Origin of the sequence: Streptomyces sp. T39 (assembly GCF_008042045.1) — a bacterium.
Classification (GTDB): Bacteria; Actinomycetota; Actinomycetes; order Streptomycetales; family Streptomycetaceae; genus Streptomyces.
In genome coordinates this window covers 31,147-55,229 of record NZ_RDBP01000050.1, presented here as the reverse complement: position 1 = coordinate 55,229, position 24,083 = coordinate 31,147, and the positions used below count along the sequence as shown (strand labels likewise).

General features: G+C 70.7%; 19 protein-coding genes. 12 read left to right on the top strand and 7 right to left on the bottom strand.

Going from position 1 to position 24,083, the window contains the following annotated elements; all coding sequences use genetic code 11:
• Window positions 1–22: 22 nt before the first annotated feature.
• A complete protein-coding gene (locus EAO77_RS30615; RefSeq protein WP_147991588.1) occupies window positions 23–1,066 on the bottom strand; it encodes a LacI family DNA-binding transcriptional regulator in 1,044 nt (347 codons plus the stop codon).
• A gap of 246 nt (window positions 1,067–1,312) precedes the next feature.
• Between EAO77_RS30615 and EAO77_RS30610 the strand changes: the two genes are divergently transcribed.
• The 7 genes from EAO77_RS30610 (at window position 1,313) to EAO77_RS30580 (ending at window position 11,050) form a co-directional block, all read left to right on the top strand.
• The gene (locus EAO77_RS30610; protein WP_147991587.1) at window positions 1,313–2,635 is read left to right on the top strand and encodes an ABC transporter substrate-binding protein; all 1,323 of its coding nucleotides are present in this window, start codon (window positions 1,313–1,315) and stop codon (window positions 2,633–2,635) included.
• A 112-nt stretch (window positions 2,636–2,747) separates the two neighbouring features.
• Complete coding sequence (locus tag EAO77_RS30605; protein WP_147991586.1) at window positions 2,748–3,632, top strand: carbohydrate ABC transporter permease; 885 nt, start codon at window positions 2,748–2,750, stop codon at window positions 3,630–3,632.
• Window positions 3,633–3,638: 6 nt separating this feature from the next.
• Window positions 3,639–4,532, top strand: a complete 894-nt coding sequence (locus tag EAO77_RS30600; protein ID WP_147991585.1) for a carbohydrate ABC transporter permease — start codon at window positions 3,639–3,641, stop codon at window positions 4,530–4,532.
• A 51-nt stretch (window positions 4,533–4,583) separates the two neighbouring features.
• Window positions 4,584–7,163, top strand: coding sequence for an alpha-L-rhamnosidase (locus EAO77_RS30595; RefSeq protein ID WP_147991584.1), 2,580 nt, complete (start codon window positions 4,584–4,586; stop codon window positions 7,161–7,163).
• A gap of 91 nt (window positions 7,164–7,254) precedes the next feature.
• Window positions 7,255–8,067 carry an IclR family transcriptional regulator gene (locus tag EAO77_RS30590; RefSeq protein ID WP_261994202.1) on the top strand — a complete coding sequence of 271 codons (813 nt, stop codon included), beginning with the start codon at window positions 7,255–7,257 and terminating at the stop codon, window positions 8,065–8,067.
• 246 nt (window positions 8,068–8,313) lie between these two features.
• Window positions 8,314–9,654, top strand: a complete 1,341-nt coding sequence (locus EAO77_RS30585; protein ID WP_147991583.1) for an MFS transporter — start codon at window positions 8,314–8,316, stop codon at window positions 9,652–9,654.
• A gap of 151 nt (window positions 9,655–9,805) precedes the next feature.
• Entirely contained in the window at window positions 9,806–11,050 is a 1,245-nt protein-coding gene (locus EAO77_RS30580) for an extracellular solute-binding protein (RefSeq protein ID WP_222723712.1), read from the top strand.
• A gap of 63 nt (window positions 11,051–11,113) precedes the next feature.
• Here EAO77_RS30580 and EAO77_RS30575 read toward each other — a convergent pair whose 3' ends face one another.
• From EAO77_RS30575 to EAO77_RS30550, 6 genes are all read right to left on the bottom strand, one after another.
• A complete protein-coding gene (locus EAO77_RS30575; protein WP_147991581.1) occupies window positions 11,114–11,536 on the bottom strand; it encodes a MarR family winged helix-turn-helix transcriptional regulator in 423 nt (140 codons plus the stop codon).
• A gap of 89 nt (window positions 11,537–11,625) precedes the next feature.
• Window positions 11,626–12,507 carry a fumarylacetoacetate hydrolase family protein gene (locus EAO77_RS30570; RefSeq protein ID WP_147991580.1) on the bottom strand — a complete coding sequence of 294 codons (882 nt, stop codon included), beginning with the start codon at window positions 12,505–12,507 and terminating at the stop codon, window positions 11,626–11,628.
• A 31-nt stretch (window positions 12,508–12,538) separates the two neighbouring features.
• Complete coding sequence (locus EAO77_RS30565; protein WP_147991579.1) at window positions 12,539–13,570, bottom strand: cupin domain-containing protein; 1,032 nt, start codon at window positions 13,568–13,570, stop codon at window positions 12,539–12,541.
• 40 nt (window positions 13,571–13,610) lie between these two features.
• The gene (locus tag EAO77_RS30560; protein ID WP_147991578.1) at window positions 13,611–14,843 is read right to left on the bottom strand and encodes an FAD-dependent monooxygenase; all 1,233 of its coding nucleotides are present in this window, start codon (window positions 14,841–14,843) and stop codon (window positions 13,611–13,613) included.
• A 165-nt stretch (window positions 14,844–15,008) separates the two neighbouring features.
• Window positions 15,009–17,471: a glycoside hydrolase family 3 protein gene (locus EAO77_RS30555; RefSeq protein WP_147991577.1), complete on the bottom strand. Its 2,463-nt coding sequence runs from the start codon at window positions 17,469–17,471 to the stop codon at window positions 15,009–15,011.
• A gap of 339 nt (window positions 17,472–17,810) precedes the next feature.
• Window positions 17,811–18,731 (bottom strand): LysR family transcriptional regulator, encoded by a 921-nt coding sequence (locus EAO77_RS30550; protein ID WP_147991576.1) that lies wholly within the window; start codon window positions 18,729–18,731, stop codon window positions 17,811–17,813.
• Between the two features lie 125 nt (window positions 18,732–18,856).
• Between EAO77_RS30550 and EAO77_RS30545 the strand changes: the two genes are divergently transcribed.
• From EAO77_RS30545 to EAO77_RS30525, 5 genes are all read left to right on the top strand, one after another.
• Window positions 18,857–19,849: a fumarylacetoacetate hydrolase family protein gene (locus EAO77_RS30545; RefSeq protein WP_147991575.1), complete on the top strand. Its 993-nt coding sequence runs from the start codon at window positions 18,857–18,859 to the stop codon at window positions 19,847–19,849.
• The gene (locus EAO77_RS30540) at window positions 19,846–20,808 is read left to right on the top strand and encodes a cyclase family protein (RefSeq protein ID WP_147991574.1); all 963 of its coding nucleotides are present in this window, start codon (window positions 19,846–19,848) and stop codon (window positions 20,806–20,808) included. Before EAO77_RS30545 ends, EAO77_RS30540 begins: the two co-directional genes overlap by 4 nt.
• Window positions 20,809–20,936: 128 nt before the next feature.
• Window positions 20,937–22,076 carry an FAD-dependent monooxygenase gene (locus EAO77_RS30535; protein WP_147991573.1) on the top strand — a complete coding sequence of 380 codons (1,140 nt, stop codon included), beginning with the start codon at window positions 20,937–20,939 and terminating at the stop codon, window positions 22,074–22,076.
• Window positions 22,073–23,107: an amidohydrolase family protein gene (locus EAO77_RS30530; RefSeq protein WP_147991572.1), complete on the top strand. Its 1,035-nt coding sequence runs from the start codon at window positions 22,073–22,075 to the stop codon at window positions 23,105–23,107. Before EAO77_RS30535 ends, EAO77_RS30530 begins: the two co-directional genes overlap by 4 nt.
• Before the next feature lie 23 nt (window positions 23,108–23,130).
• Complete coding sequence (locus tag EAO77_RS30525; RefSeq protein ID WP_147991571.1) at window positions 23,131–24,069, top strand: VOC family protein; 939 nt, start codon at window positions 23,131–23,133, stop codon at window positions 24,067–24,069.
• Window positions 24,070–24,083 lie beyond the last annotated feature (14 nt).

Here is a 24,083-nt window from a genome sequence, read left to right as displayed (position 1 = left end):
CGGCACGTCAGGGCGCGGCACGTCAGGTGCGCGCAGGCTCCGCGGTGGTGCGGCGGACGACGAGGCGGGGGCTCATGGTCGACTGCATCGCCCGGTCTCGGCGGCCTTCGACCCGTTCGATGAGCATGCGTGCGGCCGCGGAGCCCATGGTGTGGCCGGCCTGGTCGACGCTGGTGAGCTGTACGGAGCTGAGGGCCGCGATGGCCGTGTTGTTGTAGCCGACCAGGGAGAGGTCGTCGGGGACTTTGAGGCCGAGGCTGTCGGTGGCGCGGTAGATCCCGAGGGCCGCGACGTCCGCGCCGGTCATGATGGCGGTCGGGGGGTGGTCGGCCGTGAGGAGCTGCATGCCGGCCTTGTAACCGCCGTCGTCGGAGTAGCTGGCGTGCAGGACCTGGGTCTCGGCCCGGAGTCCGTGGCGCGCCATGGCCTGGCGGTATCCGTCGGTGAGGACGGCCTCGGGGGTGAGCTGCCACATGCTGCCCTTGGTGCCGGCTGCGGAGACGAGGGCGATCCGCCGGTGGCCGAGGGCGACGAGGTGGTCCACGACGAGAGCGGCGCCGGCGCCGTCGGCGTCGACGACGGAGTCGTAGACGTCGGACGGGTCGTGGTGTCCGATGACGACGGTGGGGAGGGCCTTGGCGGTGGCGAGCACTTCGCCGCGCGGTGAACTCGGCGCGATGAGGATCATGCCGTCCATCTGCCGGTCGACCATGGAGCGGATGGTGCGCGCCTGGTCGTCCGCGTCGAAGCCGGCGGCGCCGATGAGGACCGTGTAGTCGCTCTGGTGCAGCTCGTCGCGGATGCCGTCGAGGATGTCGGCGAAGAACGCGTTGCGGATGTTGTCCAGCAGCACGCCGATCGTGTAGGTCCGCCCGCGCATTCCCCGGGCGGCGGCGTGGGGGCGGTACTCGAGAGCGGCCATGGAGGCCCGCACCCGGTCGCGCATCGATTCGCTCACACCGTAGGCGTTGCGGAGCACCTTGGAGACGGCCGCGGTCGACACCCCGGCGTGACGGGCCACGTCGGTGATGGTCACCCGCTTCTTGCGTTCAGATGTCGGCTCCATGGCTGGCCGCGCCCCCTCGATCTCCCTCAGCGTGAACAACGGTCTACATCATGGCATGCAGCTGCGGTGCCGGGTACGGCCCGTTTTCGGGAACGTTACGCCTCCATGTCTTGACGTCGGCGGTGCCGGAGTGCAGGGTGGTGCCACTTCGAGTGAAGAACGTTCTACAAACACTCGACATCGCGGGTTCCTTCTCGAACCCTGCCTCCTTCGCCTCCGGTTCTTCCCGTACCTCAGGAGCCAGCTGTGACCACTCGTCTGTCCCGTGCCAGAAACACGCGCCTCGCCGCCCTGACCGCCGCCGCCTCCGCGGTCGCGCTCCTCGCCACCGCGTGCGGCGGCTCCGGCTCCGGCTCCGGCTCCACCGAGGCGTCGAAGGACTTCACCTACCTCAGCGCCACGGAGAACACCACCGTGCGCAACGCGCTGACCACGCTGTCGAAGGACTCCTGCAAGACGGAGAACGACGCCCAGCCGCTGAAGGTGGAGACGGTCCCGCAGGCCAGCCTCGACCAGAAGCTGCAGCTGCTCGCCGGCCAGGACGCCCTGCCGGTCCAGTTCGCCGCCGGCAACGCTCCCGCCCTGACCAACGAGCTCAACACCTCGGGCAAGATCGCCGACCTGGAGAAGGAGCTCAAGGCTCTGGGGGCGTACAACGAGCTCGAGCCCGCGGCCGTCTCCACGATCAAGGCCCTCTACGGCGGGAAGCTCGCGGTCCTGCCATACGAGTACAACATCGAGGGGATCTTCTACAACAAGAAGATCTTTGCCGACAACGGCATCGAGACGCCGGCCTCGTGGGACGAGCTCAAGGTCGCGGCGGAGAAGCTCGACAAGGCCGGTGTGCAGCCGTTCGCCGCTTCCGGGCAGCAGGGCTGGCCGATCACCCGGCTGCTGAGCGGGTACCTGTACCGCACCCTCGGCCCCGAGGCGATGAAGGCCGTCGCGGACGGGAAGGCGAAGCTCACCGACCCGGAGTACGTGAAGGCGGCCGAGGAGATCGCCGAGCTCGGCAAGAAGAACTACTTCGGCAAGAGCGTCGGCTCCATCGACTACGACACGGCGATGAACACCTTCCTGAACGGCAAGGCCGGCATGTTCTACATGGGCAGCTGGGCCCTGGCGAGCATCTCCAACCCCGAGCAGAACAAGGTCGGCGCCGAGAACGTCGGCTTCATGCCCTTCCCCGCGGTCACCGGCGGCAAGGGCTCCATCGACCAGTACCCGTCGAACATCGGCCTGGGCGTGACGCTGGGCTCGAAGTCGTTCGACGACAAGACCGGCGCCTGGGTCACCTGCATCGCCAAGAACTACGGCAGCACCGTGCTCAAGGACCAGGGCGCGATCTCCGGCTTCAAGGTCAACACCGAGGTCCGCGACGCCAACGAGGTGACCACCCAGGTGCGCAAGACCATCGGTGAGTCCAAGCAGAACGTGCTCTGGTTCGAGGCGCTGTTCAGCACCAAGGCCACGACCATCAGCAACACCAGCGCTCCCGGCCTGGTGACCGGGTCCATGAGCCCGCAGGAGTTCATGAAGACGGTCCAGGACGCACTCGCGGCCAACTGACCCCTGCGGGTGCCCTCGGCCGCACCGGCGGCCTGCCGCACCCGGCAGTCGTGACACACGGCGGGCCCGGCACCGTACCGGGCCCGCCACACCTACGAACTGGACTCCACTCATGCACCGTGTACTCGGTGACCGCAAGGCGATTCTGATCCTGGTCGGTCCCGCGCTGCTCGTCTACACACTGATCATGCTCGTCCCGATGCTCTGGTCCCTGGGGTACGCCTTCACCAAGGGCAACGCCATCAACGGGTTCACCGGCAACGGTCTGGCCAACTTCGAGCGCCTGTTCACCGACGACGCCGTCCACGAAGCCCTGTGGTTCACCCTGAAGTACGCCGCCGTCGTGACCGCCGGCCAGGTCGTCGCCGGCTATCTCCTGGCCCTGCTGTACGTCTTCTTCCTGAAGAAGGCGTCCGCGCTGGTGCGCACGCTGGTCTTCTTCCCCGTGATCCTGCCGACGGTCGCCGTCGGCCTGCTCTTCAAGCAGATGTTCCAGGTCGCGCCGCAGAACGGACCGGTCAACGCGCTCCTGGAGGCCGTCGGACTCGGCAGCGTCGACTGGTTCAGCGACGGCGGCAACGCGTTCTGGGTGCTGATCCTGATGGACGTGTGGAGGTCGATGGGCTTCTACGCGGTCCTGCTCTTCGCCGGCCTGGTGGACATCCCCGACGAGGTGCTGGAGTCCGCCCGCCTGGACGGAGCGTCCGGCCTGCGGCTGATCCGGCACATCGTGCTGCCGCTGTCCCTGCCGGTGCTGATGTCGTCGCTGATCTTCAGCATCAACGGCACTCTCAAGGTCTTCGACTCCGTGGTGGCCCTGACCAACGGCGGCCCCGGCAACGACACCACACCACTCACCCTCTACATGTTCCAGACGTCGTTCACCTACAGCGACTACGGCTACGGAAGCGCGATCGCGCTGCTGCTGACGGTGCTCAGCCTCGTCGTGAGCCTCGTCGTCTTCCGCGTGTCCCGGCGCGACCTCACGAAGGGCTGAACCCCCATGTCCGTCGACACGCCCGCGAAGCTCGCGCCCCGTCCCCTTCCCCTGATGAACAAGCCGCCCGTACGCCGCCGGTTCAAGGGGCTGTGGGTCAAGCCCGTCGTCGCCGTCCTGCTGGTCATCGAGCTGTACCCGCTCGCGTGGATGTTCCTGACCTCGCTGAAGTCCAACGACGACTACCTCGACAACCCCTCCTGGAGCCTGCCCACGAGCTGGGAGTGGGGCAACTACGGCGAAGCATGGACCACCGGCAACATCGGCCTCTACGTGCAGAACAGCCTGCTGGCCGTACTGCCCTCCCTTGCTCTGATCCTGCTGCTCGGCACCGCGGCGGGCTTCGCCCTGCAGATCATGGTGTGGAAGGGCCGCAGCGTCACCCTGCTGCTGTTCCTGGCCGGCATCATGGTGCCCGCGCAGATGATCCTGCTGCCCCTGTTCACCGTGTACTTCCAGGTCGGTCTCTCCGGCACCCTGTGGCCCCTGATCCTCACGTACACCGGCAGCGGTCTGCCGCTCACCGTGTTCATGATGGCGACGTACTACAAGACCGTTCCGCGCGAGATGTTCGAGGCCGCCACGCTCGACGGGGCCGGCATCCTGCGCTCGTTCTGGTCCATCAGCGTCCCCATGGTCCGCAACGCCGTGCTGACCGTGGGCCTGGTCCAGTTCTTCTTCATCTGGAACGACCTGCTCATCGCCCTGACCTTCACCAACAGCCAGGACATGCGCACCATCCAGGTCGGTCTGCTCAACTTCAGCGGCGAGTTCGGGGCCACCCAGTACGGACCGCTGTTCGCGGCCATCTGCATCAACGTCTTCGGCACGCTTCTGATCTACCTGTTCCTCAACCAGAAGGTCATGAAGGGCCTGGCCGGAGGAGCGGTCAAGGGATGAACGAGCTGCACCCGCAGCCGTCCTCCCCACGCACGCGAAAGGCCCACCCCCATGCAGCACTCCCCAGGCCCGGTGACGTTCGAGCACCTGCTCGACGGCCTCGGCATCGGCGTCGCCCGTCCCCGCCTGTCCTGGACACTCCCCAGCGGCAGCACCCTGCAGTCGGCATACGAACTCGAGGTCCACCGCGACGGCACGACCACCCGCACGGGCCGCATACCCGGGAGCGACCATCTCCTGGTCGCCTGGCCCGGCAGTCCCCTCGCCTCGCGCGAACGTGTCACCGTCCGCGTCCGGATCTGGGACGCCGACGACAGGTCGTCCGCATGGAGCCCGCCGTCGGCCGTCGAGGCGGGCCTGCTCCAGCCGGACGACTGGCAGGCCCAGCCCGTCGGCGCCGCCTGGCCCGAGGACCCGGACGCCGAGCGCCGGCCGGCCCGTGTCCGCCGCGGGTTCACCCTTTCCCGGCCGCTCGTGCGCGCACGGCTCCATGTCAGCGCGCACGGCCTGTACGAGGTCGAGATCAACGGGCGGCGCGTCGGCGACGACGCCCTCTCCCCGGGGTGGACCGTGTACCCCGAGCGGCTGCGCTACCGCACCTACGACGTCACGTCCCACCTGACGGCCGGCGACAACGTCATCGGAGCATGGCTGGGCGACGGCTGGTACCGGGGCCGCTTCGGCTTCGACGGCGGCACCCGCAACATCTACGGCGTCGACCAGTCCCTCATCGCCCAGCTGGAGATCGTCCACGCCGACACCTCCGCGACCGTCATCGCCACCGACGCCTCCTGGAGCGCCGCTCCGGGGCCGATCCTCAGCAGTGGCCTGTACGAGGGCGAGCACTTCGACGCCCGTCTGGAGGAGCCGGGATGGTCCTCGCCCGGTGCTGCGGGCGACACCGCGTGGTCGCCCGTAGTCGTCCACCGACGCGATCCGAAGACCCTCGTCGCACCGACCGGCCCGCCGGTGCGGTGCACGGAGGAACGCTCGCCCACCGGCATCGGACGGACCGAGGACGGCCGGTACATCCTGGACTTCGGACAGAATCTGGTGGGTCGCCTGCGCATCACGGTCGACGGTCCGGCGGGCCGTGAAGTGCGACTGCGTCACGCGGAAGTCCTGCAGGGCGGGGAGCTGGCGACCGGACCGCTGCGGGAGGCGTGTTCGACCGACACCTACGTGCTCGCGGGCTCGGGCCCGCGGACCTGGGAGCCGCGTTTCACCCTGCATGGCTTCCGGTACGCGGAGATCAGCGGCTGGCCCGGCGAGCTGGACCCGGCCGACGTCACCGCGCTCGTGTACCACACGGACATGGAGCGCACCGGCTGGTTCTCCTGCAGCGACGACCGCATCAACCGGCTCCACGAGAACGTCGTGTGGAGCATGCGCGGCAACTTCGTCGACATCCCCACCGACTGCCCCCAGCGCGACGAGCGCCTCGGCTGGACCGGTGACATCCAGGTGTTCGCCCCGACCGCGAGCTTCCTGTACAACTGCGCCGGCATGCTCGACTCATGGCTGACGGACGTCGGTGTCGAGCAGCTCCCCGACGGCACCGTGCCCTGGTACGTACCGGTGATTCCCGGCGGCCCGATCTGGACCCCCCTGCGTCCCGGCGCCGCTTGGGGCGACGTCGCCGCTCTGACACCGTGGCTGCTCCACCAGCGCTTCGGCGATGTCGAGCTGCTCCGTCGCCACTACGAGACGGGCACGAAGTGGGTCGACCTCGTGACCCGCCTGGCCGGGCCGGACCGGCTGTGGGACACCGGGTTCCAGCTCGGCGACTGGCTCGACCCGGCAGCGCCCCCGGACGACCCGGGCGCCGGGCGCACCGACGCCGGGCTGGTGGCCACGGCCTACTTCGCATGGTCGGCCCGGCACATGTCCTGGTCGGCCGAGGTCCTCGGGGCGGCCGACGACGCGAAGCGCTACGCGGACCTGGCCGACGAGGTGGCGGCGGCCTTCCGACGGCGCTACGTCCTGCCGTCGGGACGGATGACGAGTGACGCCCCCACCGCCTACTGCGTGGCGATCGCCTTCGGTCTGCTCGCCGACGAGGCCGCACGCCGACGAGCCGGTGATCGCCTGGCGGAGCTCGTCCTGGCCGACGACGCCCGGATCGCGACGGGATTCGTCGGCACTCCGCTGATCTGCGACGCGCTGACCGACACGGGCCACCTGGACACCGCCTACCGGCTGCTGACCCAGACGCAGTGCCCGTCCTGGCTGTATCCGGTGGAGCAGGGCGCGACCACGGTGTGGGAGCGGTGGGACAGCCTGCGGCCCGACGGCACCCTCAATCCGGGCGGCATGACGTCGTTCAACCACTACGCGCTGGGTGCCGTGGCGGACTGGCTGCACCGCGTCGTCGCCGGGATCGCACCGGCTTCTCCCGGCTACCGTGACATCGCGTTCCACCCCCGGCCCGGCGCCGGCCTCACCTGGGCCCAGGCCGAGCACATCACTCCGTACGGTCGCGCGGGGCTGCGCTGGGAGCTGGACGGAGCGGACCTGCGGATCGGCGTGCGCGTACCCGAGGGGTGCCGCGCGGTGATACACCTGCCGGACGGCCGGAGCGTCCCGGTGGGCCCGGGTGAGCACGAGGTCCGCGGGGCGGCAGCCGCGTAGGGGCAATCCGCGCGGGCAGTCGCCGACAGCCGGGCACCGAGGTGGTGGACAGCCGCCTCGGTGCCCGCAGTGCTTCAGTGAGGAGTCCACCGTGACAGGCCCGCAGGATGACCCCGCACGGGCGCCGGGGAGGCAGCGCCGAGGCGTCCCCGGCCCGGAAGCCACCGGGCCGGTGATCGCCCGCGCCCTGAAGATACTCGCTGCTTTCAATGCCCAGCACCCCCAGCTGTCGCTGAGCGAGCTCGCCCGGCGCAGCGGCCTGCCCGTGTCCACGGTGCACCGCATGCTCGGCGAGCTCCTGGCGTGGGGCGCACTGGAGAGGGACGCGAAGGGCCTCTACCGGATCGGCCTGCGGTTGTGGGAAGTCGGATCACTCGCCCCGCGGGGGCACGGCCTGCGGGACCGGGCGCTGCCCTACCTGGAGGACCTGTCCCAGATCACGCGGGAAAACGTGCAGCTGGCGGTCCGCGAGGGCACCGACCTGGTCTTCATCGAACGCATCGCCGGCACGGGAGCGGTGCCGACACTCACCCGGGTCGGCGGCCGACTGGCGATCACCACCTCCGGCGCCGGCCTGGTCCTGCTCGCGCACGCCCCCGTCGGCGTCCAGGAGGAGGTGCTGGCCCGGCCCGTACTGCAGCGCACTCCTTTCACGGTCACCGATCCCCACCGGCTGCGCGCGATGCTGGCCGACAGCAGGGCCCGCGGCTACACCATCAGCGACCGACAGCTCTCACTGGACACCGTGTCGGTCGCCGCCCCGGTGGAATCCCCCGCCGGCGACGTGGTCGCCGCGGTCTCGCTCGTCGTACGGCACGGCACGGTCGACGCGTCGGCTCTCGCGGACCTGGTGCGCACGAGCGGGCGCGCCATTTCCCGGGCGCTCAACACCCTGGACCTGTAGGCCGCAAGACCCCTGGACTGTGAGCCCGTAACGCCCGCGACCTCTGGGCGTCTTGTGCCCGCAACATTTGCTTTCCCGGCATACGGAAAGGCACCTGTTCGCCGCGGCGCCGGCTGTCCAGCATGTGTGCTCCGACGGGCGGCACGGCGATATTCGGCCTCTCGTCGTCCGATAACCATGCAGTCGACAACGGAGTGCTGCCATGTACAAGTGTTGCGGATTCCCCCTCAGGCACAGGAGCGAGCGGTGAGCGCGTCCCTGCGCGAGGCGCTCGACGACGGCCCCATGAGCCGCTTCCAGTGGACGGCCATCGGTGTCTGCGTGCTGCTGAACACGCTGGACGGATTCGATGTCCTCGTCATGGCGTTCACCGGCAAGAGCGTCTCCGGGGAATGGGACCTGTCAGCGGGCGAGCTGGGGCTGCTGCTGAGTGCCGGTCTGGTCGGCATGGCCGTCGGTGCGCTCTTCGTCGCACCGTGGGCAGACCGGATCGGCCGCAAGCCGGTGATCCTCGGCGGCCTGTCCGTCGCCGCGGTCGGCATGCTGCTCTCCGCCGCGAGCCAGAACGCCGTGCAGCTGGGCGCACTGCGCGTCGTCACGGGCGTCGGTATCGGCGCCGTTCTCGCGGCGAGCAATGTCATCGCCGGAGAGTTCGCCTCCCGCCGCTGGCGCGGCCTGGCAGTCAGCCTGAACTCGACCGGCTACGCCCTGGGAGCGACGATCGGCGGACTCACGTCCGTCCTGGTCATCGACCACTTCGGCTGGCGGTGGGTGTTCCTCTTCGGCGGTCTGGCCACGGTGGTCGCCGTGCCTCTGACGGCGCTGTTCCTTCCCGAGTCCCTCGACTTCCTGACCACCCGCCGGCCGTCCGACGCCCTGGAGCGGGTCAACCGCCTGGCACGCCGCATGGGCCTTCCCGGAGTCGATGCGCTCCCCGACTCGCAAGCCGCCCGGCCGAGGATCGCCGCGGGCTACGGCAAACTCCTGTCCCCGGAGCTGCGCCGCCCCACCCTGGTCGTCTGGGGAGCCTTCTTCCTGGTGATGGCCGCGTTCTACGTCGTCACCAGCTGGACTCCCACGCTGCTGGTCGAAGCGGGCCTGTCCGCCTCCCAGGGACTGACCGGCGGCACCCTGCTGAACCTGGGCGGCATCTTCGGCACCGCGCTCCTCGGCGTCCTCGCCGCCAGAATGGCGCTGCGGACCGTGCTGCGGGGCTACCTGTTCGGCTCCGCCGTGCTGTTGGTGCTGTTCGCCGCGTCGACCGACAGCCTCGTCCTCGCCTTCACCATCGGCGCGGTGATCGGTGTGCTTGTCAACGGATGCATCGCCGGCCTGTACGCGCTCACTCCCACGATCTACGGACCCGATCTGCGGGCGACGGGTGTCGGCGCCGCCATCAGCGTCGGCAGGATCGGCGCCATCGCCGCGCCCACGATCGCCGGTGCCCTGCTCGACGCCGGCTGGACCCCGCATGCGCTGTACGTCGTGGTCGGAGCCGTGTTCGCCGCCGCGGGCCTGCTGCTCGCCCTTCTCACCGCGCGTACGAGGAAGGCGGCGCTCACCGCGACCGCCGGCTCGACCGCCTGATCACACGGCCCACTGCCGCCGGCACGCCTCGGGTGAGCCGGCGGCCTCAGCCGTTCACCGTCGAAGACCTTCCGCGGGCCCGGACCTGATCCGTGCCGGGCCCGTCAGCACGCATCCGGGAGCTCCTGTGTCATCCCCCGCAAGACGACGTGTGGCCACTGCTGCCGTCGCCACACTGCTGATCACCCCGCTCGCCTCCTGCGGCAGCGGTTCCGGCGGTTCCTCCGCGCCGCTGCGCGTCACCGCGAACGTGACCGACCGATCGTCCATGGACGCGGTGGTGTCGGCGTTCCGCAAGAGCCATCCCGACATCGAGGTCGACGTCACCTACGCCGACACCGACACCCAGCAGCGCAGTCTCGGCAAGCAGCTGGCCGGTGGCGAGGGGCCGGATGTCTTCACGGTCTGGCCCGGCAACGGGAACCCGGCTTCCGTGCAGGCCCTCGAAGCCGACGGGCACCTGTGGGACCTCAGCGCCCGGGAGTTCGCCTCGCAGGTACCCGAGGGCGCCCGCCCGGTGACCGAGGTCGACCGGCATGCCTATGTCGTCCCGGTCAACTACAGCGGCATCGGCGTGATCTACAGCAAGCGGGCGCTGGCAGCGCTGGGCGCGGAGGAGCCGAAGGAGTGGAAGGACCTGCTGAAGCTGTGCCGGACGGCCCGGGAGAACGGCACCGTGCTCCTGGCCCTGGGCAACAAGACCCCGTGGGTGACGCAGCTGATCAGCTACGCCCTGGCCGCGACGACGGTCTACGCGTCGACGCCCGACTTCGACGAGAAGATGCGCGACGCCGACGCGTCGTTCGCCGGCTCAGGGTGGACCGAGGCCTTCTCGAAGTATCTGGAGATGAACGAGCAGGGCTGCTTCAACGACCTTCCGCTGGAGACGACCTACGAGAAGACGCTGCAGATGGTCTCCGGGGGCCGGGCCGTGGGGGTGGTGCAGGTCGCGAGCAGCCTCGCCGAGCTGCAGTCCGCGTCGCCCGAAGCGCAGTTCGGCTTCTTCGCCCTCCCGGCGGGGAACGACGCCGAGCGCACACGTATGCCGGGAGCGGTGTCCGCCGCGTACGGCGTCAACGCGCACAGCGGCAGGCTGGACGACGCGCTGGTGTTCGCCGACTTCCTCGGGTCGGCCGAGGGACAGAATCTGTACAACCGGGGCGGCGCGACACTGCCCGCGATCCCGAACGACGAGTTCGAGGCGAGCCCCGCGCTGGCCGAGCTCACCGAGCGGCAGCGAGGCGGCACGACGGTCCCGTTCATGGATCAGCTGTGGCCCCATCCCGGTGTGCAGCAGCAGCACTTCGCCCAGGTGAAGGCCCTGTTCGACGGCAGCGCCACCCCGGAGCAGGCGGCGGCCGCTCTGGACCGGGCGTACCGCACGCGGCCTCAGTAGGCACCGACGCCGAGGAGGGCCGAACAACCCTGTTCGGCCCTCCGTGCTCGGTGCTCGGGATGTTCAGGCGCCGGCGAGCAGCTTCAGCAGGCGCAGGGCGGTGTCCCGTTCCGCAGTGGGAAGTGCCTGGAGGAGCTCCGTGTTGATGTGCTGCGCGCGAGGGATGAGCGTCTCCAGCAGGCGGACGCCGTCCGCGGTGAGCCGGAGCAGCGTGCGCCGGCGGTCGTCCGTGTCCCGGTTCTGACGGACGTGCCCCTGCTCGGTCAGCCTCCGGACGATGATGTTCACCGTGGAGCGGTCGAGCGAGGTGGCGGCGGCGAGCGTGCGCTGGTCGATGTCCGGGCCGGCCGCGAGGGCGTTGAGCACGGCGAACTGCTGCGAGGTCACATCACGGGACACCTGGGTGGACCACAGGGCCGTGTGGCGCTGCTCCGCCCGACGGATGAGGTGACCGACGTACTCCTCCAGGTCGAGGGCCTGGGTCATGGTGTGCTTCTTCCCTGATGTGGTGCCGCCCCGCCGGGCACGCCGTTCCGGCGAGTCTACGAGCGGGGCGGCTGTCCGGTGCGGACGCGTCAGCGCTGGGCGCCGGAGTGCGGAGCTCTGCGCCCCGGGCGCTGGTCGTACGGCGTGGCGCGGGTGGCGTCGACGGTGACCTCCAGACGGCCGATGGCTTCGATGTCGACGACGACGGTGTCGTCGTGCTGGAGGGAGCCGACGCCGGCGGGGGTGCCGGTGGCGATGACGTCGCCCGGGTGCAGGGTCATCACGGAGCTGATGTAGGCGACGAGTTCGGGGACGCCGAAGATGAGGTCGCGGGTGTTGACCTTCTGGCGGGTGCTGCCGTTGACATCGCACCGCAGGTCGAGCGCGTCGGGGTCGGGCACCTCGTCGGCCGTGACCACCCAGGGGCCGATCGGGGTGAACGTGTCGAAGGACTTGCGGGTGGAGCGGTCCTCGTCGGAGCGCACGGTGATGTCCAGGAGGCAGGTGTAGCCGAAGACGTGGTCGAGGGCGTTCCCGGCGGAGACGTGGGAAGCGGTGCGGCCGATCACGACGCCGAGTTCGCCTTCCTGGTCCGTGCGCTTGTCGCTGTAGGGCAGGCGGATCGGCTCGCCGGGGCCGATGACGGAGGAGTTGGCCTTCAGGAACACCCCGAGTTCGGCGATGGAGGTGGCGTATTCCATTTCCGCCTTGTGGTCGAGGTAGTTGACCGGCGCGCCGATGATCTTTCCGGGCCGGGGCAGCGGGGCGCGCAGGGTGACGTCGGCGAGGGGGGTGCGGGGCGCGGTGTCGAGGTCGAGCGGTGCTCCCCGCTCGGCGAGCTGCTCGATGTAGTGGTGGAGGGCTCCGGCAGGGCTGTGCGCGGTGGCGGTGCCGAGCTGGTCGGTGAGGTCGGCGATGTCGTCGCCGAGGACGGCGCCGAGTCGGCCGGCGTCGAAGAGGGCAAGGCGCATGGGTGTCTCCGTGTGGTTCGGCGGGGGCTGGTCAGGCGTCGGCGTCTTCGGCGCGGTAGAGGCCGAGGGAGCGCATGACGGGCTCGTCGCTGTAGCTGAAGAGGACGGCGTCGTTGGAGGCCGAGGTGTTGATGTGGCGGTAGGTGGACCAGCCCGGGACGGCGAAGGTGTCGTGTTCGGCCCAGTCGAGGCGGACGCCGTCGACGACTGTGGCTCCTTCGCCGCGGACGACGCTGAAGATGGTCGAGGCGGTGTGGCGGTGGCCGGCGCCGTCGAAGCCGGGCCGCAGGCGCTGGACGCGGCAGCCGATGGTCGGCATGACGGGCCCGCCGGTCCAGGGGTTGGTGTATTCGAGCACGATGCCGTCGACCGCGCTGCCGTCCGCGGTGTCGGCTATGGCGTCGAAGGCGCGGGCGGTCTCGGTCCAGGTGTAGCGGGTGACCGGGGAGTTGAGGCCTTCGGGGGTGATCCAGGTGGGGGTGAGGCGTCCGTGGAGGAACTGGCGGCTGCCCGCGTCGGCGGGGCGGGTCAGCGGCTGGAGCCGGTCGGGGTACTTCTCGTAGAAGCCGGCCTCCAGGGCGTTGACCAGGGGGTAGTCGAGGGCGTCGAGCCAGATCATGGGCGCGTCGCCCTGGTGGGTGTGGTCGTGCCAGTGCCATCCGGGGGTGAGGAGCAGGTCTCCGGGGCTCATGTGGACGGGCTCGCCGTTGACGGTGGTGTAGGCGCCGGTGCCTTCGAGGATGAAGCGGAAGGCGTTGGACGTGTGCCGGTGGGCCTGGGCGGTTTCGCCGGGGAGGATGATCTGCAGGCCCGCGTAGAGGGTGTTCACGGTGGCGGGCGGGTCGGTCAGGGCCGGGTTGACCAGCATGAGCACCCGGCGTTCCGCCTCGTCCAGGGAGAGCGTTGTGGAGAAGTGCATCAGGTGCGGCCGCAGTTGCCGCCAGTTCCAGACGTACGGCACGGCTCTGCTGCGGGGCTCGGCGGGGAACAGGTTGCCGTAGAAGCGCCACAGGGGTGCGGCGCCGAGGTCTTCGAGGGCCTTGTAGGCGGGGTCGTCGGTCATGATGCGGTTCCTTCCTCGGTCGGAGTGGTCTTCCGGGCAGTCAGGCGGAAGCGCCCAGGGCCTCGGCCGCGGGCGCCGGTGTGGGCGTCCACACCCAGGCGATGTCGTCGAAGTCGTGGGGGTCGCGTCCGCCGAGGTGGAGGTTGCGCAGGGTGGCGCCCATGCCTTCGAGGTGGCAGATGTCGCCGAAGGAGCGGGCGTTGGTCTGAATGGCGGCGGCGCGGCCGCGGCGGGCCTGTTCGTACACGGTGAAGGCGGTGGCGGCGTCGTCGTGGTGGGCCAGGGCGTGGCCGAGGACGACGGCGTCTTCCAGCGCCTGGCAGGCGCCTTGGGCGAGGTACTGGAGCATGGGGTGCGCGGAGTCGCCGAGAAGGGTGATGCGCCCGTAGGTCCAGGTGGTGAGGGGGGCCCTGTCGAAGAGCGGCCAGCGGCGGTCGCGGGCGACGAGCGGGAGGGCGTCGCGCATGGTGGAGCAGGCGCCGGCGAAGCGTTCTTCGAGCTCGGCCTCGGTTCCCCAGTCGTCGGAGTCGGGGGTGTAGTGGTCGCTCTCGAAGACGGCGACCTGGTTGTAGAGCTCGCCTCTGCGCAGGGGGTACTGGACCAGGTGCATGCGGGGTCCGGCCCAGACCATGACGGCGGAGGTGGCCGCGAGCTTCGACATGGAGCCGGTCATGCGGGCGGTGGGGATGGTGCCGCGGTAGGCGACGTAGCGGGAGCAGACCGGGTCGCCGTCGCCGACGAGAGACCGGCGCAGGCGGGAGTGGAGGCCGTCGGCGGCGATGACGGCGTCGGCGGTGAAGGGGGCGTGCTCGTCTTCGTCGAAGGTGAGGGTGACGCCGTCGGTGTCCTGGCGGGCGTCGGTGACGGTGTGGCCGGTGCGCAGGGTGATCAGACCGTGGCCGGTGCAGGCGTCGAGGAGCGCGCTGTGCAGGTCGGTGCGGTGGGTGACGAGGTAGGGGTGGGTGAAGCGGTCCCGGTAGGCGTCGCCGCGGAGGTCGAGTGTCACGACCTCGTTGCCGGTGAGGGCGTCCATCATGGCGAGGCGGTGCGGGGCGACGGCGGAGTGCCTGACGGCGGGGAGCACGCCGAGTGTGTCGAGGGCGTGGGAGGCGTTGGGGGCGAGCTGGAGTCCGGCGCCGATCTCGCCGAACTCGGCGGCTCGTTCGAAGAGCGTCACGGTGCGCCCGGCGCGGGCGGCAGCGAGCGCTGCGGCCAGTCCGCCGATGCCGCCGCCGATGACGGCCAGCTGGTGTGCGGGGGTGGGTACGGGCATGGGATCTCCTCGGAGACCGGGTGCGGGTGGGATGGAGGCGACACATCCGAAATCGTCAGTACACCAATGATTGATGCACGGACGACCATAGGCGGAGTGTTCGCAGGGGTCAATGGGAGTGCCGGACGGGCTCGGGACACCGCGGCGGTGTCCCGAGCCCGGGGATCAGATCGTGAAGGCGCGCTGGACGGCGAGGTCGCGGGAAGACCGACCGGCGTGCAGCACGTACTGGCCGGGCGTGGTGGTGAAGGTGCCCGACGACCAGACGGCGAGGTCACGGGCGGGGATGGTGAAGGTGAGGCGGGTGGAGGCGCCCTTGTCGAGCGTGACCTTGCCGAAGGCGACGAGCCGGCGGGGGTCGCTGCCGGCCGCGGCAGGCAGCGCGGCGTAGAGCTGCACGACTTCGGTGCCGCGGCGGGGGCCGCTGTTGGTGACGGTGAGGGATGCGGTGACGTTGCGGGTGGATGCGCTGTAGGAGGCTTCGAGTCCGCCCAGGGCGAAGGTCGTGTACGACAGGCCGTGGCCGAACGGGAAGCGCGGGGTCTGGTTCTTGGCGTCGAAGAAGCGGTAGCCGATGGCTGTGCCCTCCGCGTACTCCACGCGGGCTCCGGTTCCCGGATAGGTGGCAGGGGTGGTGCCCGGCCCCTGGGAGGTGTCGGCGGGGAAGGTGACGGGGAGGCGGCCGGCGGGGTCGGTGTCGCCGAAGAGGACGGCGGCCAGCGCGGTGCCCATGCCGCGGCCGCCGTACCAGGCCTGGACGACGGCTTCGACGTCCGGCAGCCAGGGCATGTCGACGGGGCCGTCCGTGTTGAGCACGACGATGGTGCGGGGGTTGACGGCGGCGACGGCGCTGATCAACTGGTTCTGGTCGCCGGGCAGGCCGAAGCCCGGATGGTCCATCTCCTCGCCCGCCATGCGGTTGACGAGGACGACGGCGGCGTCGGCCGCGCGGGCGGCGGTGACCGCGGCCGGGATGAGGGACTGCGGCTGCCATCCGAGGGTGAGCCCGCAGGTGCCGGTGTCCGCGGTGCTGTTGGTGTACTCGACGCGGATGTCGACCGGCTGCCCGGCGGTGAGCGCGATGGTGCCCTGGAGCGGGTAGTCGTAGGGGCCGAGGAAGAAGCGCCGCATGCGCCGCGTGCCGGAGATCACGGTCGTGCCGCCGACGACGAGCTTCGCCGTACCGGCGATGAGCAGGGAGAAGCGGTGCAGCCCGGTGCTGGTCGGTGTGATGCGGCCGGTCCACACACCGGACCAGACATCGGGCAGCGCGGTCGCGGGCGGGCTGGTGAAGTCCAGGGTGGTGCTGGTTCCCGTGGCGACGGGTGTTCCCGTCGGCTGGGCCCCCGCGTAGTAGGAGGCGCTCAGTCCCGGGGAGTTGCTGTGGCTGAGCGCGCTCGTCGGGACCACGGGCAGGGGGACGTCGCCGAGTGTTCCCTGGGCGTGGGTGACGCCGGTCCCGGTGCCGGCGCGGCTGCGGAGTGCGGCCAGCGGATTCTGCCAAGTGCCGGGGTCGACGTAGGCGGAGCCGGAAACGCCTGTGAGGGCGTCGCCGCCCGCGGGGCCGATCACCGCGAGCGAGGTCAGGCCCGCGGGGAGGGGGAGCGCGCCGCCGCGGTTGGCCAGCAGCACCGTGGAGTTGACCGCCGCGTCGTGGGCGAGGCTCTGGTGTGCGGGGGTGCTGACGTTCTGGGCGGGTGCCGGAACGGGGTGGTCGAGGAGCCCTGCGGTGACCATGCTGGTGAGGATGCGGCGTGCGGCGTCGTCGAGACGCGAGGCCGGGACGGCGGCGGTCAGGTCGCCTGCGGCGACCTTGACGGCTCCCGGGCCGAGGCCGGCGAGGTCCATGCCCGCCTTGGCCGCGGCTACCTGGTCGTCGCCCGCCCAGAAGTCGGGCACGGTGTACCCCTTGAGCCCGAGGGTGTTCTTGACGTCGTCGAACAGCGCCGGGCTCTGGGTGGCGAAGGTTCCGTTGATCTTCGGGTAGGCCATCATCACGGAGATGTCGGGCGCGGCGGCGAGGATGCGCCGGAAGGGCTCCTCGTAGATCTCGCGCAGGGCGCGTTCGGAGACCCGGACGTCGCCGAAGAAGCGGTCGGTCTCCTGGGTGTAGGCGGCGAAGTGCTTCACCGTCGGCAGGACGTACCGCTTGGGCATCTCCTGGGCGATGCGGGTCGCGATGACGCCGGCGAGGAGGGGGTCCTCGCCGAGGGTCTCGGCCTGGCGGCCGAAGTGCCAGGTGCGGTGGATGTCCGCGGTCGGGCCGAGGGCGTTGTTGAAACCCTTGGCCCGTGCCTCGGTGGCGATGGCCGCGCCCAGTCGGGCGGCGAGGTCCGGGTCGAACGTGGCGGCCTGCGCGAGGGGCACGGGGAAGGCGGTGACACCCGTTTCGCCGCGCAGGCCCGCAGGTGCGTCGACCATGGTGAGCGCGGGGATGCCCAGTGAGGCCAGGGAGGCGAAGTCGCACCGGATGAGCGCCTCCTTCTGGGCTGCGGTCATCCGGGCGAGGATCTCGTCGACGCGCGAGGCGGCTTCGGATTCCGTGGTGCGGGCGCGTGCCAGGGCGGCGGCCGGGCCCATGACAAGCGCGGTGGCGGCTGCGGCGGACAGGAACGTGCGGCGATTCATGGCGGCTCCAGTCGTGAATCGTGCATCGGCTGCTCACGGCCGCCCCCGAGCAATGGCTGCGGGGAGATGAGGCGTGCTCGTGAGGCGGTCGGCGGGGGGCGTGCGGCGCCGCGGCGCGGCGGCTCCGGACGCGGTGGGGACGGGGGCGGCCCTGCGGCCGCAGGGCCACCGTCGCCCGGCGTGGGGACGGCCGGACGGGATGCCCGGGGAAACCCTGCGCCATGGGCACGACACGATGGAAGGGGTCGTTCCATCGAACGGTGTGATGCCGGGGCATCGGCGGGGTGAATACCCGCCCGCGGCAGCCTGCAGCGGGACGCAGTGTCCGGCGGAGCGGTGTCAGCCGTTGGCGGGGGTGTCCCTCATGGCGGCTGCGACGCGTACGGCGGTCTCGCGCAGCCAGGTGTGGGCGGCATCGTGGGCGTGGACCGGGTGCCACCACAGGGCTTGGCGCAGGGGCACGGCGTCATAGGGCGGGTCGAGGAGGCGGACGGCGGCCGAGCCGCTGAGCAGGAGGGCGAGGCGCCGCTGGAGAAGGGCGATGCGCCCGGTCCCTTCGACGAGGAAGGGCAGGCTCTGGAAGCTGTCGGCGGACACTTCGACGCGCGGCTCGATGCCGAGCATGGCGAGCTGGCGGACGGCGGGCGCGTCGTAGGTCCGCTGGTAGGCGACCCAGGGCAGGCGGGCGAGGTCATCCCGTGTGAGGGTGTCGCCCACGTCGGCGTTGTCCTCGGCGACCAGGAAGACCCACTCGTCGGTGTAGAGGTCGCTGTACGGCATGCCGGTGACGACGCCGTGGGGCATGAGCAGGCCGTCGGTCGTGCTCAGGAGGGTGGCGGTGTCGTCGATGATGGTGATCGGGGTCCGGACGAAGCGCAGGGTGATCCCAGGGGCTTCCGCGTGGACGGTGCGGGCGAGCGCCGCGCCGAAGACGGCCACGGCGTAGTCGGAGGCGATGAGGGTGAACTCGCGTGCCTCGGTGGCGGGATCGAAGTCGGCCTGGCTGGTGAACAGTCGCTCCAGCAGGTCGCACGCGGTCGCCGTGCGGTCGAGGAGGACCTGGCCGAGGGCGGTGAGCTCGTAGTGGCCGCCGACGCGGGCGAGCAGGTCGTCGTCGAAGTGGCGGCGCAGGCGGGCCAGTGAAGCGCTCATGGCCGGCTGGCTGAGTCCTACGCGCTGGCCGGCGCGGGTGACGTTGCGCTCCTCCAGCAGGGCGCGCAGTGCGACGACGAGGTTGAGGTCGAGACTTGCGAGGTTCATGCGGCGGCTCCGGCCCGTCGACCACCAATCATAAACACCATCGATGATCCCTATCCGTACAATCGATTTCCCTGATTCGGCGGTCGCGTCCAGATTAGTCGTAACGCAATCAGGAGGACACGTCCGTGAAACCCGCCGCACTCTCTCCGCTCTTCGCAGGCCCCTTCGCCCTGGCCACGCTCTCCGCGCACGCCGGGCAGGAGTTTCCCGCGCTGGTCCTCCCCCGGGGCACCGCGCTGGACCTGCGTCCCGCCCTCGCCGATCCCACCGCGACGGTCAGGTCGCTGCTGGAGACGTGGGACGACACCCTGCCGCGCCTCCAGGCCCTCGCCGCGGACAGCTCCCAACCCTGGCGCGAACTGGAGCAGTTCACCGTCCACGCACCGGTCGAGCCGCGCCAGGTCTTCCAGTCGGGCGCGAACTACCGCCAGCATGTGATCGACCTCCACGTCGCCCACCGTGCGCTGGACGACCCGCTGTCCCCGGAGGAGGCCCGGGCAGAAGCCGCGGCCCTGATGGACCAGCGCGCTGCCGACGACCTGCCCTACGTCTTCCTCGGCCTGCCGAGCGCGATCACCGGCCCGTACGACGACGTGACCCTGCCGTACTCGGTCGAGCAGCCCGACTGGGAGCTGGAGCTGGCGGCCGTCGTCTCCCGGCCCGCCTACCGCGTGACGGTGGAGCAGGCCCTCGAACACATCGCCGGCTACACGATCGCCAACGACCTCACCGACCGGGCGACCGTCTTCCGGCGGGACATGCCGCAGATCGGCACCGACTGGCTGGCCTCGAAGAACGCCCCCGGGTTCACGCCGCTCGGACCGTGGATCGTCCCCGCGCTCTCGGTGGCCGACCCGGGCGATCTGCAGGTGACGCTCAAGCTCAACGGCGAGGTGATGCAGGACGAGTCGACCGAGGACATGATCTTCTCCGTCGCCCGCATGGTGTCCTACGCCTCGCAGTACGCCCGTCTGCTGCCCGGTGACCTCGTGCTGACCGGCAGCCCGGCAGGAAACGGCATGCACTGGGGCAGGCTGCTGCAGGACGGCGACGTGATGGAGGGATCCATCACGGGACTCGGCGTCCAGCGCACCCGATGTGTGGCGGAGACGTCATGAGCCTCGATCGCAACGCGCCCGAGGCCGAGATCGCGAAAGCGGCGGGGGCCTACTCGAACTGGGGCCGCTGGGGCGAGCAGGACGTGCTCGGCACCCTCAACTTCCTCGATGCGGCGAAGCGCCGGGAAAGCGCCGGCCTGATCAGGCGCGGTGCGAGCTTCTCGCTCTCCCAGTCGTTCGACATGAACGGCCCGCAGAAAGGCTGGCGGCGCCGTACGAATCCGGTGCACACCATGCTCGACACGGGCGTGGAAGCGGCCCTCGGCATCCAGGGCTTCCCGCACGGCCTCGGCGGCGCGGACGACGTCATCGCCATGCCGCTGCAGTGCTCCACCCAGTGGGACGGCCTCGGGCACATCTTCGACCACGGCAAGGCGTGGAACGGCAGGAACGCCGCCGACGTCGTGACCTCGGCCGGCGACCAGGTCACCGGCATCGAGCACATGGCCGCGGACGTCGCCGGACGCGGTGTGCTCCTCGACGTCGGCCGGCACCTGGGCGAGGACGGCGAACTGCCCGACGGCTTCGCGATCACCGAGGAACATCTGCGTGCCACGGCCGACGCCCACGGCGTCCACGTCGGGCGCGGCGACATCGTGACCGTACGCACCGGACAGCTCGCCCGGGCCCGCCGCGACGGCTGGGGCGAGTACGCCGGAGGGCCGGCCCCCGGCCTCTCGTTCACGACGGCCGGCTGGCTCCACGGCACCGAGATCGCCGCGATCGCGACGGACACCTGGGGCTTCGAGGTCCGGCCGAACGAGTTCGAGCACGCCTTCCAGCCGCTGCACCAGGTGGCCATCCCCCACATCGGCCTGCTGATCGGCGAGATGTGGGACCTCGACGCTCTCGCCGAGGACTGCGCCGCCGACGGCGTGTACGAGTTCTGGCTGACCGCCGCCCCCCTCCCCGTCACCGGGGCGGTCGGCTCTCCGGTCAACCCCGTGGCAGTCAAGTAACACGCCCCCGGGGGCACGCACAGGGACAGCTGCGGGCCCCACGGCTTCACCTCCGCGGCACCGCCGCACATCCGCATCACGTCAACGCCGACGCCGAGCCGCGCGGCCCTCGCGGGAGGACCCCCGACATGACCACTGCACCTGCTGCCCGTTCCGTCCTCGTCATCGGCGGAGGCGCCGCCGGCAACGCCACCGCCATCCTGCTGCGCCGCGCCGGCGTGCAGGTGGACCTGATCGAAGCCCGCTCCGACGGGAACGCCACCGCCGGGTCCGGCATCACCCTCGGCGGCAACGCGCTGCGGGTCCTGCGGGAGCTCGGCGTGTGGCCCCAGGTCGAGGAGTCGGGCTTCGGATTCGGCGAGGTCGGCATCGCCGCCGTCGACGGCACGATCCTGCACGTCGCCCCCGACCTGCGCGCCGGCGGTGACGACCTCCCGGCCACCGTGGGGATGCAGCGCCCGCGGCTGCAGCAGATCCTCATCGACGCCGTCCGTGCCGGCGGCACGACGGTCCGTCTCGGGATCACCGCGGACAGCCTGGACCAGGACGGCGAGGGAGTCGACGTCCGCTTCAGCGACGGCAGCCGGGGCCGCTACGACCTCGTCGTCGCCGCCGACGGGCTGAACTCGGCCACCCGCGCGGCCATCGGCATCACCGACAAGCCCGAGCCGACGGGCATGGCGATCTGGAGGGTCGCCGCACCGCGGCCGGCGGCCGTCACCCGCACCGACCTCGCCTATGGAGGGCCCGCGTTCATCGCCGGCTACTGCCCCACCTCCGAAGACACCCTGTATGCCTACGTCGTCGAGAAGAACCGCGACCGCGCGTCGATCGCCCCGGAGACGTACGCCGACGAGATGCGCCGTCTCACGTCCGGCTACGGGGGCGCATGGCCGGAGATCACGGCCTCCATCACCGACTCCTCGGTCATCAACTACACCTGGTTCGACCGGATGCTGGTCGAAGGCTCATGGCACCGCGGAAAGGTCGTCCTCGTCGGCGACGCGGCGCACTGCTGCCCGCCCACCATCGCGCAGGGCGCCGCCATGTCCCTCGAGGACGCCCTCGTCCTCGCCGAGCTCCTGCTCGCATCCGAGGTGTGGGACGACGAGGTGCTCCAGAACTACTACGACCGCCGCATCCCCCGGGTGCGGGCCGTCGTCGACGCCTCCGTCCAGATCGGCCGGTGGCAGCTCGACGGCGTCCGCGACGCCGACGTCCCCGGCCTCATGGGCCGGACCATGCACATGCTGAAGGAACTGCCGTGACCGACCACCAGCAGCCAAACCTTGACGACGCCCGCCCCGGGCCGACCGTCGACGTCCACGCCCACCTGCTCCTGCCGGACGTCGAGACCTTGGTCGCCGACGCCCCTGCCCTGGCCGAGGCCCGCGCGCTCGACGCCCGCCGCAACGGTGCCGCGGCACTCGCGGTGAACGGACCCATGATCGCCGCGCGCATCGGACGCCTCACCGACGTCAGCGCCCGCATCGCCGCCATGGACGCGCAGGGCGTCGACGTACAGCTCGTCTCCCCCTCCCCCTCGCACTACCACTACTGGGCCGACCGGCCGACGGCCACCAAGATCTACGAGGCGGCCAACGCCGCGACGGCCGCGCACTGCGCGGCAGCGCCCGCCCGTCTGCGCGGTCTCGGGCTGGTGCCGCTGCAGCATCCCGACATGTGTGTTCAGGCCCTGGACCACGCCCTGGGCCTGGGCCTGCTCGGCGTCGAGATCTCCAGCCACGCTCCCGGCAGAGAACTGTCCGACCCCGCGTACGAACCGCTGTGGGCACGCGCCGAGCAGACGGGCGCCGTCGTCTTCCTGCACCCCTTCGGCTGCACGCTCGACGAGCGGCTGGACCGGTGGTACCTGTCCAACACCGTGGGCCAGCCGGTCGAGAACGCGGTCGCCCTCTCCCATCTCGTCTTCTCCGGCGTCCTGGACCGGTACCCCGAACTGAAGATCGTCGCAGCGCACGGCGGGGGCTATCTCCCCACCTACATCGGCCGGTCCGACCACGCCTGGTCCGCCCGGTCCGACGCCGGGTCGGCGRGTGCCCACCTGCCGAGCAGCTATCTGCGCCGGATCTGGTTCGACTCCCTCGTCCACGACCCTCATGTGCTGCGGGAACTGGTCCGCGTCGCGGGCGCCGAACGGGTCCTGCTGGGCTCCGACTTCCCGTTCGACATGGGGAGTGAGGACCCCGTCGCCGCGCTGCGCGCGGCCCGCCTTCCCGCGGACCAGTTCCACGCCGTGCGCGGCGCCAACGCCGCGGCCCTGCTGCGCCTGACCTGACACCTCAACGAGGAGGAACCCCCATGAGCCCACGCCTGCTCACCCACCTGCGGCACGTCGACCTGGCCGTGCCGGACTACGACAAGCAACTCGACTTCTACGCCGGCGTCTGGGGCCTGACGAAGGTGGCCGAGGACTCGGGCATCTCGTTCCTCGCCGCCGAAGGCAGCCCCGAGCAGTACGTCGTCCGGCTCCGCAAGGCCGAGGAGAAGCGTCTCGACCTCGTCTCCTACGGAGCCGCCACGGCCGGGGACGTGGACACCCTCGCCGAACGCCTCCTGGCCGGCGGCGTCACGCTGCTCAGCCGGCCCGCGAAGGTGGACACGCCCGGCGGCGGCTACGGCTTCCGGTTCTTCGACATCGACGGCCGCACCATCGAGGTCTCCGCCGACGTCGAGGTGCGCCGCCACCGCAGGATCGAGGAGAAGGAGGCCATCCCCGTCAAGCTCTCCCATGTGGTGCTCAACTCCCCCGACCTGGAGCGCACCCGGCTCTGGTACGAGCAGCACCTCGGATTCCGGCTCTCCGACAGTCTCAGCTCGCCCCATATGGGTGACGTCATGCACTTCATGCGGATCAGCAGCCAGCACCACTCCATGGCACTCGCCAAGGGGCCCCACACCGCCCTGCACCACATCAGCTTCGAGATGCGCGGCATCGACGAGTACATGCGCGGATCCGGCCGCGTCATCCGGGCCGGCTTCCGCAAGGTCTGGGGCCCGGGCCGCCACATGGCGGGCGACAACACGTTCACCTACTTCCTCGACCCGCACGGCAACACAGTCGAGTACACCACCGAGCTGGAGAACCTCGACGAGGACACCTGGCACCCCCATGTGTACGACTTCTCCGAGCCCGAGGTCACCGACCAGTGGGGCACGGCCAACCCCATGAACGAACTCGTCGCCAAGGAGTCGTTCAACGACCCCGACCGCGGCTGCTTCGTCGCCCCACCGGTCTGATCCCCGCCAGCTCC